At 51.9% G+C, this 14,321-nt stretch carries 14 protein-coding genes; 2 read left to right on the top strand and 12 right to left on the bottom strand.

What is annotated here, in order from left to right:
* The 7 genes from H8S80_RS28760 to H8S80_RS28790 form a co-directional block, all read right to left on the bottom strand.
* Entirely contained in the window at positions 1 to 1,239 is a 1,239-nt protein-coding gene (locus tag H8S80_RS28760) for an alpha/beta hydrolase family protein (protein WP_117633119.1), read from the bottom strand.
* Positions 1,239 to 2,459 (bottom strand): MFS transporter, encoded by a 1,221-nt coding sequence (locus H8S80_RS28765; RefSeq protein ID WP_117633120.1) that lies wholly within the window; start codon positions 2,457 to 2,459, stop codon positions 1,239 to 1,241. The genes H8S80_RS28760 and H8S80_RS28765 overlap by 1 nt, the downstream gene beginning before the upstream one ends.
* A 104-nt stretch (positions 2,460 to 2,563) precedes the next feature.
* Positions 2,564 to 3,523, bottom strand: a complete 960-nt coding sequence (locus tag H8S80_RS28770) for an ABC transporter ATP-binding protein (protein WP_117633121.1) — start codon at positions 3,521 to 3,523, stop codon at positions 2,564 to 2,566.
* 1 nt (position 3,524) lies between these two features.
* Positions 3,525 to 4,526 (bottom strand): ABC transporter ATP-binding protein, encoded by a 1,002-nt coding sequence (locus H8S80_RS28775; RefSeq protein WP_117633122.1) that lies wholly within the window; start codon positions 4,524 to 4,526, stop codon positions 3,525 to 3,527.
* 22 nt (positions 4,527 to 4,548) lie between these two features.
* Complete coding sequence (locus H8S80_RS28780) at positions 4,549 to 5,406, bottom strand: ABC transporter permease (protein ID WP_110322204.1); 858 nt, start codon at positions 5,404 to 5,406, stop codon at positions 4,549 to 4,551.
* Positions 5,387 to 6,355, bottom strand: coding sequence for an ABC transporter permease (locus H8S80_RS28785; protein WP_117633123.1), 969 nt, complete (start codon positions 6,353 to 6,355; stop codon positions 5,387 to 5,389). The genes H8S80_RS28780 and H8S80_RS28785 overlap by 20 nt, the downstream gene beginning before the upstream one ends.
* Positions 6,356 to 6,365: 10 nt before the next feature.
* Positions 6,366 to 8,021, bottom strand: a complete 1,656-nt coding sequence (locus H8S80_RS28790) for an ABC transporter substrate-binding protein (RefSeq protein WP_117633124.1) — start codon at positions 8,019 to 8,021, stop codon at positions 6,366 to 6,368.
* 327 nt (positions 8,022 to 8,348) lie between these two features.
* Here H8S80_RS28790 and H8S80_RS28795 point away from each other — a divergent pair, with 327 nt between their 5' ends.
* Positions 8,349 to 9,125 (top strand): GntR family transcriptional regulator, encoded by a 777-nt coding sequence (locus H8S80_RS28795; RefSeq protein ID WP_117633125.1) that lies wholly within the window; start codon positions 8,349 to 8,351, stop codon positions 9,123 to 9,125.
* A gap of 156 nt (positions 9,126 to 9,281) precedes the next feature.
* Positions 9,282 to 10,037 (top strand): GntR family transcriptional regulator, encoded by a 756-nt coding sequence (locus tag H8S80_RS28800; protein WP_167437534.1) that lies wholly within the window; start codon positions 9,282 to 9,284, stop codon positions 10,035 to 10,037.
* On the opposite strand, the gene H8S80_RS28805 is transcribed toward H8S80_RS28800, so the two are convergent.
* The 5 genes from H8S80_RS28805 to H8S80_RS28825 form a co-directional block, all read right to left on the bottom strand.
* Positions 10,034 to 11,050 (bottom strand): transglutaminase domain-containing protein, encoded by a 1,017-nt coding sequence (locus tag H8S80_RS28805; protein ID WP_117633126.1) that lies wholly within the window; start codon positions 11,048 to 11,050, stop codon positions 10,034 to 10,036. The two genes, H8S80_RS28800 and H8S80_RS28805, sit on opposite strands and share 4 nt — an antisense overlap.
* An 18-nt stretch (positions 11,051 to 11,068) precedes the next feature.
* Positions 11,069 to 11,764: a P-II family nitrogen regulator gene (locus H8S80_RS28810; RefSeq protein WP_055658661.1), complete on the bottom strand. Its 696-nt coding sequence runs from the start codon at positions 11,762 to 11,764 to the stop codon at positions 11,069 to 11,071.
* Between the two features lie 58 nt (positions 11,765 to 11,822).
* Complete coding sequence (locus H8S80_RS28815; protein ID WP_117633127.1) at positions 11,823 to 13,361, bottom strand: DUF1538 domain-containing protein; 1,539 nt, start codon at positions 13,359 to 13,361, stop codon at positions 11,823 to 11,825.
* Between the two features lie 176 nt (positions 13,362 to 13,537).
* Positions 13,538 to 14,047, bottom strand: a complete 510-nt coding sequence (locus H8S80_RS28820) for a DUF2798 domain-containing protein (RefSeq protein WP_117633128.1) — start codon at positions 14,045 to 14,047, stop codon at positions 13,538 to 13,540.
* 112 nt (positions 14,048 to 14,159) lie between these two features.
* Positions 14,160 to 14,300, bottom strand: a complete 141-nt coding sequence (locus H8S80_RS28825; RefSeq protein WP_181988028.1) for a hypothetical protein — start codon at positions 14,298 to 14,300, stop codon at positions 14,160 to 14,162.
* Positions 14,301 to 14,321 lie beyond the last annotated feature (21 nt).

The raw sequence follows: 14,321 nt of genomic DNA on the forward strand, positions 1-14,321 counted from the left end.
TTAATCCCGATTATAGCAATACTCCTCCTCCACAATCCTCCCCGTCCCACTGTCTCTCCGGAACTGTCTGAAGAAGTCCCACAGCAGCTCCGCCATGAGAACCGGCGGCCAGTGGGGATTGTTTTCCACTGCAACATAGCGGAACGCGTTTAAGTTATCCCGGTTCCAGATATTCAGTGTATAGTATTTATAGCCATAGTGCCAGGCAATCTCCTCTTTATCTCCGTAGAATCCCAGGACGTGGTGGAGTTCGTCCTCCGGCGTATTTAGATAGGAGATGCACGTTCCGGCGTCTCTTGGTTCGCAGTTCAGGGTATCCATGCGCATGTTCAGCCGGCGGATCATCCATTCGTGCTTGTCCTCGCCCTCAGGCGGAACCGGCATGTCGCTGAATCTGCGGCGGCCGCCGTGGATCCGGGTCGGGTCCTTCGAGTCGTCGCGGCGGTCATCCAGATACGTTTCCCCACTGCATTCTCTCCCCCAGTCCTTTCTCGGCTTCCAGTCATTGACCGGAACGAAGCTGGAGGCCTCGCACACGCCTACCACCTGCATGAGGGGTACCAGGGCGTCCTTTAAGTTCTGTATTTCCTCCGGTGTGTAGTGGACGTTGAAATTATCGTATTCCCTGTAGATATCATTGCCGCAGGGTCCCACAGCCGTCAGCTTCTGCGGAATCCGGAAATAGGTGGAGGTAACCTGGTAACCGCCCTGGGAATAGCCGCAGAGATAGACGCGCTCCCGGTCCAGGGGGTATTTCTCGCCGATGAAATCCAGCACGCGTTCAAAATTCTCCCAGTTGGTATTCTGCAAATAGGCCACCATGAATTTATCTCTCCCCGCCAGCTCGGCAAAGCCAAGGGAAAATTCCTCACACTCAATGGAATTGCCGCCGCCGTGGTTATAGAAGACAATCGGATATTTCTTCTTTCTGCCTTCCTCTGTCTCCATTTCCAGAGGTGTCAGGATCACCCAGCGGGCGTAGTAATCATCACCGTCGTACATCTCTTTCTTCAGGCCGCAGGCCCTGTAATACTCCATTGCGGCCTCTCCCATGGCGTCGTGTTCGTATTTAAAACGGAGCTGCATCCGTCTGGCGCATTCTTCCCCGTATGGACTGTCAATCATGCTGTCGATATCTGCGCTGCCGTTATGGGCGGTATGGAAATATTCCAGCACTCTGGCAAACTTCTCCCCTGTCTCCGGATTCGTCTCCTGAGACCAGTAATCTTTTCGATTCATCAAACTGCCTCCTCTTTCGCCTGACCGGCTGAATGAATACTGTTTCGGAACACGAGCACGATAAGCAGTGCCAATGCTACCGGGATGATCATGATTCTCCACATGGCCGCATAGCCGAAACGGCCTGCAAGAGATCCCGCAATCAGCGGTCCCACCAGGTTTCCGAGATCCTGGCCGATGTAGTTGGTGGAGCTGCCGGCTCCCCGCTTTTCCTTTGGTACACATTTCATGCACAGCGTCTGTACCGACGGCTGGCAGGCGCCGTATCCGAACGCCGAGACAAAGGCCGCCAGCAAAAACATCCAGATGTTGGTTGCAAAGCTGATCAGTAAAAATGCCAGCGCAAAGAAGAACATGGCGGGAATAAATATCTTTACAAGACCGTGTTTATCGCCGAATCTGCCGATCACCGGCCTGGTCACCAGGAGGGTCACAGCATAGACAGTGAAGAAGTACCCGATGTTCACGCCGCATCCCCTTTCCTCCGCGTAAATGACGAGGAAGGTTGTGATGTTGTAATAAACCATGCAGAGCAAAAACATCAGCACGGCCGGGAGTATGGCTTCCTTGGCGATAATGCTGTCCAGGGAAATACTGTACCGTTTTACTGCTTTGACGTGCTTGTTGCGGATCCGGCTGGCCGCCACCGCCGCCAGGCACATGGTAACCGCGCCGATCATAAATGTGTAATGGTAGCCGATCGTTCTGGACAGCGACAAACCGATGGTTGGCCCTATGGACTGGCAGATCACCTGGGCCAGGGAAAAATAGGATATACCGGTTCCCAGACGGTCCGGAGGCAGCGTGTCCGTGGCCAGCGCCAGACAACATGTGGCCGAGAACGCCTGCCCGGCCCCCTGAAGCAGCCTGCTGGCCAGAAGCACCGGGATGGACCCGGAAAAGCTGTATCCGGCATAGGACGCCGCCATGACCAGCATGGCGCATACCAGAATATACCGTTTGTTGAACGTATCAATGGCAGGCGCTGCAAAGATCTTGAAGATCAGCGCCGTGTAAGCAAACGCGCTGGTCACCAGACCCACGATGATGGGCGCGGCTCCCAGATGGTTGGCGTACTTCGCCACCAGGGTATTCATCATCTGCTGCCCCATGAACATCAGCATATTGGCGATAAATACGCTGATAAAGGAGGCGTTCCATATTTTATCAGGGACCTTTTCTTCTGTTTTACCTGTTTTCAGTGCTATACTACTGCTCATTTCAAGTCTCCTGTTCTGCTGCTATTGTTCTGCTGCTATTGTTCTGCTGCTATTGTTCTGCTGATACTGATCTGAAAAGGTTACCGTCCCTTCTGCCGGTAACGTTAAAGACCATTGATTTCTCCGGCGCGGCAGCAGGAAACGAAATGGTTTGGCAGCAGTTCCTCCAGATGCTGCGGCTCGTGGCATTTGCCGCACACGTAGGGGCAGCGGGAGGCGAATCTGCAGCCTGGTTTTGGATTGACCGGGGAGGTAATCTCCCCTTTTAAGATAATCCGCTCTCTTTTCGCATGGATATCCACCGATGGGATCGCGGAGAGCAGCGCCTTGGAATATGGGTGCAGCTGCTTTTCAAACAGCTCTTTCGAGGGTGCCGTCTCCACCAGCTGACCTAAATACATGACGCAGATATCATGGGAAATATGGCGTACGACCGACAAGTCGTGGGTGATAAACATGTAGGTCAGATGGTATTCATCCTGTAAATCCATGAGCAGATTCAGAATCTGCGCCTGAATGGACACATCCAGGGCGGATACCGGCTCGTCGCATACCACAAACTTCGGATTTAGGGCCAGCGCCCGGCCGATTCCCACGCGCTGGCGGCGTCCGCCGTCCAATTCATGGGGATATGCATTTCTGAGGCGCTCTTCGATTCCCACCAGATCCATGAGCCGGACGGTCTCCGCCTCTAAGGAGCCTCTGTCTGAGAAACGTTTCGACAGGATCAGCGGTTCCTGGATAATGGATTTTACTGTCATACGCGGGTTTAAGGAGGCGTACGGATCCTGGAAAATGATCTGCATTTTCTCTCTGAGCCGCATCAGCTCCTTATCCTTCACCTTTGTCACGTCTTTTCCCTCGAAGTAAATCGAGCCCTCCGTGCTCTGCAGAAGATGGATCATCGTCCGCCCCAGAGTGGATTTGCCGCAGCCGGACTCGCCGACCACGCCCATGGTACGGCCCGGCATGATTTTGAAGGATACATCATCCACCGCGTGTACTTTTCCTTTTGGAGAATCAAAATGTTTTTTTAAATTTCGTGCTTCTATCAATGCTTCCATGTCAATCCTCCTTTTTCTGAACTGCACCGGCTTTTAAACAGCGCGTCAAGTGGCCCGGTTCCATTTCCCGCAGGGGAACCGCGTGTTTTCTGCATTCTTCCGTGGCATGGGGGCATCTTGGGTGAAACGAACAGCCTTCGGGCAGATGGACGGGATCCGGCGGCAGGCCCTCGATGGGATTCAGCCTGCGGACCTCCTTGCTCAAATCCGGCAGTGCGCCAAAAAGCCCCTGCGTATAGGGATGGGAAGGGTTGTCGTAAACGGCTTCCTTCGATCCGTACTCTATGATCTCCCCCGCATAGACCACCGCTACGTCGTCCGCCACGTCAGCGACGACTCCCAGGTCGTGGGTGATCATGATCATGGCCGTATTCATCTTGTCTCTCAGCGCCTTGATCATCTCCAGCACCTGGGCCTGAATCGTCACATCCAGAGCCGTGGTCGGCTCGTCCGCCAGCAGCAGGTCGGGGCTGCAGGCCAGCGCCATGGCTATGACCACCCGCTGCTTCATTCCGCCTGAAAACTGATGTGGGTAATCGTTTACGCGGTCATCCGAGATACCTACCATGTTCAGCATGTCGCAGGCTCGGTTTAAGGCTTCCGCCCGGCTTATCTTCTGATGCTGACGGATTCCCTCGGCGATCTGCTCTCCCACCCGTTTGACCGGGTTAAGCGCTGTCATCGGATCCTGAAAGATCATGGATATCCTATTTCCCCTGACCTTCCGCATCTCGTCCTCTTTCAGCTGCAGCAAATCCACACCCTCTAAATACACGCTTCCGGACGGCACTCTGGCAGGCGGATCGGGAAGAACGCGCAGGATTGCCTTTGCGATGGAAGTCTTGCCGGCTCCCGTCTCTCCGACCAGCGCCAGCGTCTTCCCCCTTTCCAGATGAAAGGAGACACTGCTCACCGCATGTACGACTTCTCCCTCCATCGTATATTCCACGACCAGATCCTTTACCGACAGGAAGGAATCTGTTTCGATCTTTTCATTTTTCATATAAACACCTCTTTGTTATGAGTTACTTATTCAGCTTCGGATCAAGCGCATCACGGACCGCGTCCCCGATCAGGTTAAACGACATGACGACAATCATAATAAATACGCCGGGACAGATCATCAGATACGGGTACTGCCGCACGTAGGATCTGGCATCGGACAGCATGGCCCCCCACTCCGGAAGCGGCGGCTGAACGCCAAGGCCGATATAGCTTAAGGTCGCCGAGACGATCAGGCCGCCGGCGATCGCCAGGGTGCAGTGGACGATGAACGGCGTGATCGCATTGGGGATGACGTGCCGGAAGATGATTCTCGCATTTCTGCAGTTGATGGACTCCGCCGCCTCTATGTATTCCAGTCCGCGGATGGCTAAGATATTCGCGCGGATCGTCCGGGCAAAGTTGGGGATTCCCGCGATTCCCACCGCCAGAACCGTCTTAAAGAATCCGGCTCCCAGAACGGAGGACACGCAGATGGCCATGAGCACCTGGGGAATGGAGTGGAATATGTCCAGGAAACGCATGATTAAGTTATCCACCTTTCCTCCGAAGAACCCGGCAATGGAGCCCAGGATCAGGCCGCCGGTTCCCGAGATGGCCACGGAGACGATACCGACCGAAAGGGAGAAGCGTCCGCCGTATAAGATTCTCGAAAGCATGTCTCTGCCCATGGAATCCGTTCCCAGCCAGTGATCCCTCGAAGGCGGGGCAAAGGCATTCTGCAGATTCATTTCCGCATAATTATAGCGGCAGATATAGGGGGCCAGGATAGCCAGGACCGCCAGGATAATCAGAATGGACAGGCCGAACATGGCTTCTTTCCGCTTTACCATTCTTCTCAAAAAGATCGAAAACATGGATTCACTCTTTATTTTTCCCATTCTTTGTACTCCTCTGCTTATTCTCATACTGGGCTTTGATTCTGGGGTCGACATAGGCGTAGATGACATCCACGATCAGCATGACCACACTGAAGGTGATCGCCGAGAAGATGACAGATCCCTGTACCGCCCCGTAATCGCGGTAATTGATTGCCTGCACCATATAGGTGCCGATTCCGGGAATTGTAAATACGTTTTCAATGACGATAGCACCTCCTAAAAGTCCGGAGAACTGTGTGCCTGCGTAGGTGATAATGGGAATCATGGAGTTCGGAAGAATATGCCCCATAAGGACCTTTTTCTCACTTACTCCCTTGGCCCTCGCCGTCGTTACATAATCCGCCCGGATGCACTCCAGCACGCTGGACCGCGTCTGTCTGGCGAATCCTGCGATTCCGCCGAAGGAGTTGGCGATGGCCGGAAGGATATAGAATTTCAGTCCTCCGATTCCATAAGAGGGGAGCAGCCCCAGCTTCATGGAAAATAAAAGTACCAGCAGAATCGCCAGCCAGAAGGATGGCATGGATACGCCAAACATGGCGATGATCATGGAAGCACGGTCGGAAACCGTATTCTGGTGGGTTGCCGCGATAACCCCAAGCGGCACCCCCACACAGATGGAAATCAGCATACTGGCCACGGCCAGCGTAAATGTCCTGGGAAAGCGCGTCAGCATATCGGCTGTCACGCTGGTTCCGTACTGAAAGGACGTTCCCAGGTCAAAGCGTAAAAATACTCCGCTGGCGTAATTCCAGAACCGGTGGAGATACGAGCCGTTTAAGCCCAGCATCTCCCTCGCCTGTTCGATCTCCGCCTGTGTTGCACTGGACCCAAGCATGATGGCCACCGGATCGCCGGGAATGAAGAACATAATCGTGAAGATCAGAAAGGTCACGCCCACAATAACCGGAATCAGCCACAGAATTCTTTTTGCAATATATTTACCCATAGAATAGACCTCACTTAAAATTCGTATAGTCGCACGCCGGTCCTACCAGCTGTCCCCACGGGTGATTGACGAGACCGATGGTGTCGCGTCCTACGGAGAAGGTATAGGACTGATAGAGTCCGTATGCGTATGCGTTGTCACGGACGTAATCATGGAGCGCTTCTACCGTCTCGCCGCCGTGCGTGCTGATTTCATGGGCCGCTTCCACCAGCCCCTGCAGTGTTTCATCCTTTACGAAGCACTTCGGAGCTTTCCCATCCGCGCCCGCGTCAAAGATTCCGTCGTAAATACTCGTTACGTAGCACTCGGTTCCCTGAATAAATACGTATAAATCCCACTGGGCCGGGTCGTACTGATACGTTGCCAGCAGAGAGTTGTCATAGGCGTTGATCTCTGCGTCCAGCCCTGCTGCGATTAGCTGGCTCTGGATCACCACCGCGGTGTCCTTGTACTGCTGGTCGATCAGAAGGCGGATATGAAGGGGCGCTCCCGTCGCCGGATCGATTCCTCCCGGATATCCCGCCTCCTCAAGCATGGCTTTCGCCTTGTCCAGATCGAAATCATAGTAATCCTCCTCGTTCCATTCCGGGTTGTAATCGCCGCAGAGCTTATCGCCTAAATCCTTGATCGCCTCGCCGTTTCCTCTTAGACCGCCGGCGATGATATCTTCCTGGTTGATGGCGTAGCAGATGGCCTGGCGCAGCGCCAGGTTGCCGTCGAACATCTGGCCTTCATCCATATTGAACGCGAGGAGCATGGGGGCCGAGGATAAGACCTTATTTACACTGTAGCCCTCGGCCGGCGTGCCGTCCTGGTTCATGAAGTAGCCGATCTCCGCGTTGTTGCAGACGGTAACGATGTCATTCTCCCCCATCTGGAGGGCGATGGTCGCCTGGCTGGCCTCTGTAACAATATTGTAAACAAGCTTGTCCACGCCCTGGTCATACGCATTGGCTGCATAGCTCCTTAAGCCCTTATCCGTCTGCCAGTAATCCGGATTTTTCTCCAGCACGTAATAGGAACCGGAGACACATTCTGTCACCTGGTAGGCTCCTGAGGTGATCGGCTTCGTGGAAAACTGATCTTTATGTTCCTCGTACGTCTTCTGGCTCACGATACAGCACTGGGCCAGCATATATTCAAAGGCGCCAACAGTAGTTGTCTTCAGCTTGACCTCCAGATGATTGTCGTCGATCACAGAGGCCGATTCCATGTAGTTTGTAAACCTCGTGAAGTTGCCTGATTCGGAAATGCTGTTTAAACAGAACACCACATCGCTCGCATGAATCGGATTCCCCAGCGCATCGTGTATGTAGTCGTAAAGCTCGATCTCGAAGGTCACATCATCCTTCTGCTCGATGTTCTTTGCCAAAACCCACTGCATCTGATCCCAGCTGGTTCCGAAATCTTTAAATATGGCGATATTGTCATAGACTGCATACCGCAGGAAATTGCGTCCCTGTGTGGGCGGTGCAAACGGGTCTAAGTCCCCCATTGTAGTTGTCATTGCAATGTTGACGGTTTTCGATCCATCTGCGGAAGCTTCCTTCCCCGCCGGGGCCTTTGCCGCCGCTGCTTCACCGCTTCCCCCACTGCCTCCGCATGCTGTCAGACTGCCCAGCATGGTCACCGCCATAGCCGCTGCCAATACTTTTTTCAGCTTCATATACCTTCCTCCTTGTTCTGATCACGATTGTGACCGCCTGTGTTTGGCTTCTCCGATGTTTAAGATACATTTCAAATACAAATTCATATCTAATTCATCTTACACAAGATTACCATATTGACACCATTTTTCAATGGTATTTTTTCACAATTATACCGGTTTATTTTTATGTAATTTGCTATTTCCTCGATTTTGTCACGGTTTTCTCCTCTTATTTCTTGTATTTGTATTTATTTTGTGATATGTATAGGATTGTGAAAGGTATTAAAATCATATCTTTTATTTCCATGTAATTCATCATGTTTTATTTTATGGAGGTATTGTTTGATGATACAGACTAAGAACAAATTAAGATATATGGAAATTTACAGTGATATAAAAGAAAGGATTGCTTCCGAAAACTATGGTGCAGGCAGTCTTCTTCCCACGGAGGGCGAGCTCACACAGCTGTATTCGGCGAGCCGCACTACGATAAGAAGAGCGATTGCCCTCCTTCAGGAGGATGGGCTGGTAAAATCCGTGCAGGGAAAGGGTACTGAGGTGATCAGTCCCAAGAAATGGTCGCGGCCTTATCCCTTCCAGGAATTCAGAAATTTTAATCACATAACCGATTTTCGGGGAGCTCCGCTGGTGGAGGGGGAGATCATCACTCAGGAAGCCCTCGTCGATGTGGTACCTGCGGAAATAAAGATCGCCGGGGTCCTCTCCGTAGCCATCGGCTCCGAAGTCTACAGGATTCAGCGTATGAAAAGCTTAAATGATATGGTGTTTGCCTACGTCACCAGCTATGTGCCGTGCCCTCTGACCCCGGGCCTGGAGCAGCACAGCGGGAAATTCTTCATCCTGTACCGCTGTCTGCAGGAAAACTACGGACTCACTGTTACGAAGGTGGAGGAAACGATATCCTCGTCCGGTTCCGGTTTTCTGGAATCGCGTCTGCTGGGAGTCGCTCCCGGCTCTCCGCTCCTTACGTTTCAGCGGACCGCCTACTGGGAAGGCGGGATTATGGAGTATTCCGAGTCCAGCTTCCGGCCGGACGTCTATCGAATCGCGGTGACCATGGAGGGACCGTTTGAATGGACAGGCGCAGATCAGCTTTCTTAGAGCGCGCCTGAAATTCACCCCTTGAAAACGCTGCAAAGGTATTTAGAACATACCTTTTATTCCCGTAATCTATTGACTTTCCCTGGTACGTCTTTTATAATGGCCTGATGGACAGCTTTTTTGTTCGGTAAAAACCACAGACAGGAGGCAATGATCTTGGATAAAAACGCACCAAAATATGTATCGGTTTACAATGCGATCAAGGCAGATATCTTGTCGTCAAAATATCCGACGGATTCCTTTCTTCCTCCGGAAAATGAACTGATGGAGATCTACGGCGTAAGCCGGACCACCATACGGAACGCCGTCAACCTGCTCAGGGACGAGCATATCGTGGAAGTTCATCAGGGGAGAGGCACAAAGGTACTACAGGCGGCAAAATCCATCACCCCCTATAAGTTTCTCAGCGTAAAAAACCAGGCCTCCGTGACCACGCAGTTCCGTCTGGAAGGCGACTGTTCCGTCAGCGCCCAGGGCGCCGTGATCGACATGATTCCGGCCGAACTGAAAGTGGCCAGGGCCTTAAACATCGAGAACGGCAGCGACGTGTACCGTCTCCAGCGCGTCAAGATGGTGAACGATACGATTTTCGCCTATGTGGTCAGCTACGTGCTGCCGGAGATCGCGCCCGGCCTGGAGCAGCACAACGGGGAAATCTACTTTTTATACCGGTTTCTGAAGGAAACATATGATATCAATTTTGAAAACGGCAAGGACATCATCTCCGCCGGAATCGCCGGCTTCATGGAGTCTCGGCTGCTGAACGTCAACCCGGGAGCCCCTCTCCTGATCTTTAACAGAACGACGTACCAGCGCGGCATACCGTTCGAATACTCGGAAAGCATCAACCGCGGCGATCTTCTGGAGCTGGTGGTGGACAGCTTTGCGTCTTCGCCGAATTCTTATTATTAGAGTACTTCCCCTTCATTCGCAGTCTCCACCAGCAGTTCTTCTGCCGGCAATACCTCGGTGAATTCAGCGAAAAAGACCGCCTGGGGCCAGTTGAGTCCCGCCCGGACGTGTTTCCCCTTTTGCTTTGCGGCCTCCTCCATCAGAGTTAAGAGTTCCGTCACCGTGTCCCGTGTCAGATAACCGCCTCTCCAGTGGAAAATAAGCGGCTTTCCTTTTTTGACTGCCTGTGCGGCGCGTTTGGCCACATCCTCCGTCTTTGTGAAGGAAAGCTTCTTTTCCCTGTAATAGAAATAGTCTCCGTCGCCGCATAGCGGCGCCTGATAGAGCACCGGCTCGTGGTCTCGGAACAGCTGCTTATCCCCCAGGTTAAAGTAGTCGTAGCGGATGGTCTCTCCACGGCCCAGGCTGTTGTCAAAGGTGGCATCCAGATGGTAATACCGGCCGCCGATTTTCACGATATTCCAGGCGTGGCGGTATTTGATGCCCTTTTCCGGATTGGCTTCGGATATAGCTATCATGCACCAGATCCCCAGGGCGTCGCAGAGAATCTTCACCGTCTTGGCGATCCCCTCGCAGACGCCCACGCCCTGGCCCAGGGGGCCGATGATCTCGTGGGAATACGGCTTCTTCAGCTTGTCGTAGCGGACGCTGGTACAGATAAAATCATGAATATACCGTTCCTTCTCCCACTCTGTCATGGATTCGGCCAGGCGTACCAGCTTGGCCGTTCTGGCGCTCATCGCCTTCTGATGTTCTTTCACCTTTCCCTTGTCAAATAAGTATTCCGGTATCATCTCCACGCTGCCGGAATTCTGGTAAAAACGGTAGTGGAATCCGGTACCGTAAAACAGTTCGGGACAGTCCAGGCGGAGCTTGAAAAAGATATCCGCCAGTTCCCGGTTTTCCAGCCGCGGAACCGCAAAGGACGGAGCGAGCGCCGTCAGACCGGTTTTCATGGCGTGATATGCGCTCTGCTCTGTCTTGTTCATCTGGCTGTAATAGTATGGTTCCATGGTCTTTCGCTCTCCTGCCTAATCGTTATCGTCCTCTGCCTCTTCCATGAGGCGCATGCCCGCCGTACTCGTCACGGGAAGCGAGAACGCTACGGCCCGTGCCTTACTTGCCGGGCCGGCTTTTTCCATGATGTTTTTCATGACAAGGTTCTTCATGCCGCTCTTTACGACGATGAACACCATCTCCTTTTCCGCCACGAGGGAGACTCCGAGATACTTCTCCGCACGCTCTAAGCCCGTGCCTCTGGCGTGGATCACGGTTCCTCCGACTTCCTCCACCTCCCGGGCGGCGTCCATAACCATGTTGGTATATCCCTGGTTGGCAATCACAATCAGGAGTTCATATTTCGTGTCTTTCAATGAGCTTTCCTCCCCTTTTTCAAAATTCTGATTCTCCGTCAGGAACAGCAGGGGCTTCTTGCCGCCTATGCTGCTGAGCGGAATAATAAAGGCTATGCCCGTGCCGGGAACGTCAATTTTCAAATGCTTCTGTAGATCTGATTTTATTTCTTTCCATACGGAGCCCGTCACCACAGACAGCATGACAGCCTTCTCCGTCTCCTCCAGCCCCAAATAGTCCAGGGTATCGCTGACCGCGGTCCCGTTGCCCACGGTTATAAAGGCGACATCCGCCCCGTGATGGCCGTACAGAGTATGAAACTTTTTTACCGCGGTTCTTTCCGTGATTGTAACCATTAAATACAGTTCGCTCATACTGCAGTCCTTTCTTTCGGAATCTTATCTGTGCTGCTATATTGCAGCTATGCTGCCATTAAAGTTCGATGATCGCATCATCGTCAAGCTGGTCGAAGTCCAGTGCCGGCTCGGAAAATGTCTGGTCTTTCGGTGCGGATCTCTGCTGCATCTGATAGATCATGCCCAGAATCTGTATAGTGATCAGCGGAGTCATGGCAACCATGGCGACCACGCCGAAGGCGTCAGTGACAATGTTTCCGCCCACCGAGGTACAGGCTCCCTGCGCAAACGGCAGCAGAAATGTGGCGGTCATCGGACCGGAGGCCACCCCGCCGGAGTCAAAGGCGATGGCCGTAAATATCTTCGGTACAAAGAAGGAAAGCCCCAGCGCAATCGCATATCCCGGGATGATGAACCACAGGATGGAGATTCCCGTCAGAACCCGCAGCATGGCAATTCCGATGGATACGGCCACGCCGATGGAAAGGCTGATACTCATCGCTCTGGCCGGAATGGCGCCGTCCGTGATCTCTTCCACCTGTTTGTTCAATACGTAAACAGCCGGTTCCGCCTTGACGATAAAGAATCCGATCAGCATGCCGATCAGAACAATAATCCAGTTGTAATCCAGGGAGGCGATCACCTGTCCAAGGTAATTACCAGCCGGCATAAAGCCCACATTGGCGCCTGTCAGAAACAGCACGAGGCCTATGTATGTATAGACGAGGCCGACAATGATTTTTCTTAAATTTCTCTTTGAAAGTTTGAGAACTGCGATCTGGAAAATACCGAAAAACAGGATTATGGGAAAAAGCGATACGGCAATTTCTCTAATATAGGTAGGAAGTCCGACGCGGAACAGCTCCCATAGTTCTACGGAATTGCTGATCTCCGGAAGGACCGGCGGAATGTAGGCGCTTTCATTGGGCCTGTAAATCATCCCGAGGATAAGTACTGCAAGAATCGGGCCTATGGAGCAGAGTGCCACCAGGCCAAAGCTGTCGTCCGACGCATGCCGGTCATTACGTATGGCGGAAATACCGATACCAAAAGCCATGATAAACGGAACCGTCATGGGACCCGTCGTCACGCCGCCGGAATCGAAGGCCACTGCCAAAAAGCTCTGCGGAACAAACAGTGTAAGAACAAATGCCAGAATGTAAAATACAATCAGCATGTGAGGCAGCGCAATGCTAAACAGCATACGCAGAAGTGCAATGACGAGAAAGACACCGACGCCCAGCGCGACCGACAGGATCAGAGTCCGGTTCGGTATGGACGGCACCTGTTCCGCCAGCACCTGAAGATCCGGTTCCGAAATCGTGATGATGAATCCCAGTACGAATCCCAGTACAACGATGATACTCAGTTTTTTACTCCTCGTAATGGCCGTACCCAGTCTTTCGCCCATGGGAGTCATACTGATCTCCGCCCCGAGCGTGAAGAACATGGTGCCTACGACGATCATGGCCGCGCCCATCAGAAAGCACAGTAAAATACTGGAGGAAATGGGAGCGATCGTAAAGCACAGAATCATAACGATTCCGATGATCGGGAGTACGGAATTAAGCGCTTCCGTCAGTTTCTCTCTCAATTTCAGCAGGTAATTTTTCAATAGAACAACCTCATTCCTTTCTGTAATAAATTTTGTGCTTCCAGTATAACATAAAAATGCTCTGGCTGTAACCCCTTTTGGCCAGAGCATTTTTTCTTAAGTGATCCCCTTCCCGCATGGGGTACACCAGAATCACTGCAAGCAAAAATATGACCGTACTGATTATAAAATCCTTCTTATTCGTAACCGCGGTTGCCGGAGACGGATATTCCCTGGCTGCTCCCCTTCTCTTTTCTCAAGAAGATGCTTCTGAATAATAGCCTTGCAAGCGGTCCGGCTATGATCAGCTGCAAGGGCAGCGCCATTATAAAATTTTTGCAATAGGCAGTCATGAATTGCGGCAAAAACAGATTTGTAAAACCGTGTATCTTGATCGTTGCCATAATACGGGCAAAAAAGACCTGCGCAATGACCGTGAAAATCTGAATTGCAAATATAATAAATATCGGCCGGTCACCTGGCTGTACCACTCGAAATGCAAGATATTTCGCTACATTTCCCGCTATAAAACAGGCGCAGAGGAAAATGATAACAAACTCCACCCACATCCCCGTCAGGGCATGCAGAAATGTTGAATTTGTGAATTCTCCGGTTCCAAGCACCGTATTGTAAAGCGTCATTCCATAGACCATCAGCCACGCTGTAACCAATGTAAATACTACTGTTTGAAATCTTGTCTTAGGCATTTTTCTATTCTCCCTGCACAAAAAATGACACTAAATACGGCTCAAGCCATCAGACATCGGTTTGAGCGATATTTAGTGTCATTTCTGAACCTATGCTATCTTTTTATTTTGATCATATAATGATTGAAACATTAAAGCTTTCCCGGGTATCTGTCATGATCTCCCATTTGTCCACCAAGCTGCCGCCAAGTCCGAATAAACCGCATTTTACTGTAGTTCCGCCAATATCAATGCCAAATAGATGGTTATTCATCGGAATCTCCTCACATCTCCA

It is taken from the genome of Hungatella sp. L36 (assembly GCF_014288035.1).

What these genes read in the sequence shown, in the direction of transcription:
- H8S80_RS28810 (WP_055658661.1), bottom strand. Translation starts at nt 11,764, where the DNA reads ATGAGCGAACTGTATTTAATGGTTACAATCACGGAAAGAACCGCGGTA.
- H8S80_RS28775 (WP_117633122.1), bottom strand. Translation starts at nt 4,526, where the DNA reads ATGAAAAATGAAAAGATCGAAACAGATTCCTTCCTGTCGGTAAAGGAT.
- H8S80_RS28770 (WP_117633121.1), bottom strand. Translation starts at nt 3,523, where the DNA reads ATGGAAGCATTGATAGAAGCACGAAATTTAAAAAAACATTTTGATTCT.
- H8S80_RS28760 (WP_117633119.1), bottom strand. Translation starts at nt 1,239, where the DNA reads ATGAATCGAAAAGATTACTGGTCTCAGGAGACGAATCCGGAGACAGGG.
- H8S80_RS28795 (WP_117633125.1), top strand. Translation starts at nt 8,349, where the DNA reads ATGATACAGACTAAGAACAAATTAAGATATATGGAAATTTACAGTGAT.
- H8S80_RS28805 (WP_117633126.1), bottom strand. Translation starts at nt 11,050, where the DNA reads ATGGAACCATACTATTACAGCCAGATGAACAAGACAGAGCAGAGCGCA.
- H8S80_RS28765 (WP_117633120.1), bottom strand. Translation starts at nt 2,459, where the DNA reads ATGAGCAGTAGTATAGCACTGAAAACAGGTAAAACAGAAGAAAAGGTC.
- H8S80_RS28780 (WP_110322204.1), bottom strand. Translation starts at nt 5,406, where the DNA reads ATGGGAAAAATAAAGAGTGAATCCATGTTTTCGATCTTTTTGAGAAGA.
- H8S80_RS28785 (WP_117633123.1), bottom strand. Translation starts at nt 6,355, where the DNA reads ATGGGTAAATATATTGCAAAAAGAATTCTGTGGCTGATTCCGGTTATT.
- H8S80_RS28825 (WP_181988028.1), bottom strand. Translation starts at nt 14,300, where the DNA reads ATGAATAACCATCTATTTGGCATTGATATTGGCGGAACTACAGTAAAA.
- H8S80_RS28790 (WP_117633124.1), bottom strand. Translation starts at nt 8,021, where the DNA reads ATGAAGCTGAAAAAAGTATTGGCAGCGGCTATGGCGGTGACCATGCTG.
- H8S80_RS28820 (WP_117633128.1), bottom strand. Translation starts at nt 14,047, where the DNA reads ATGCCTAAGACAAGATTTCAAACAGTAGTATTTACATTGGTTACAGCG.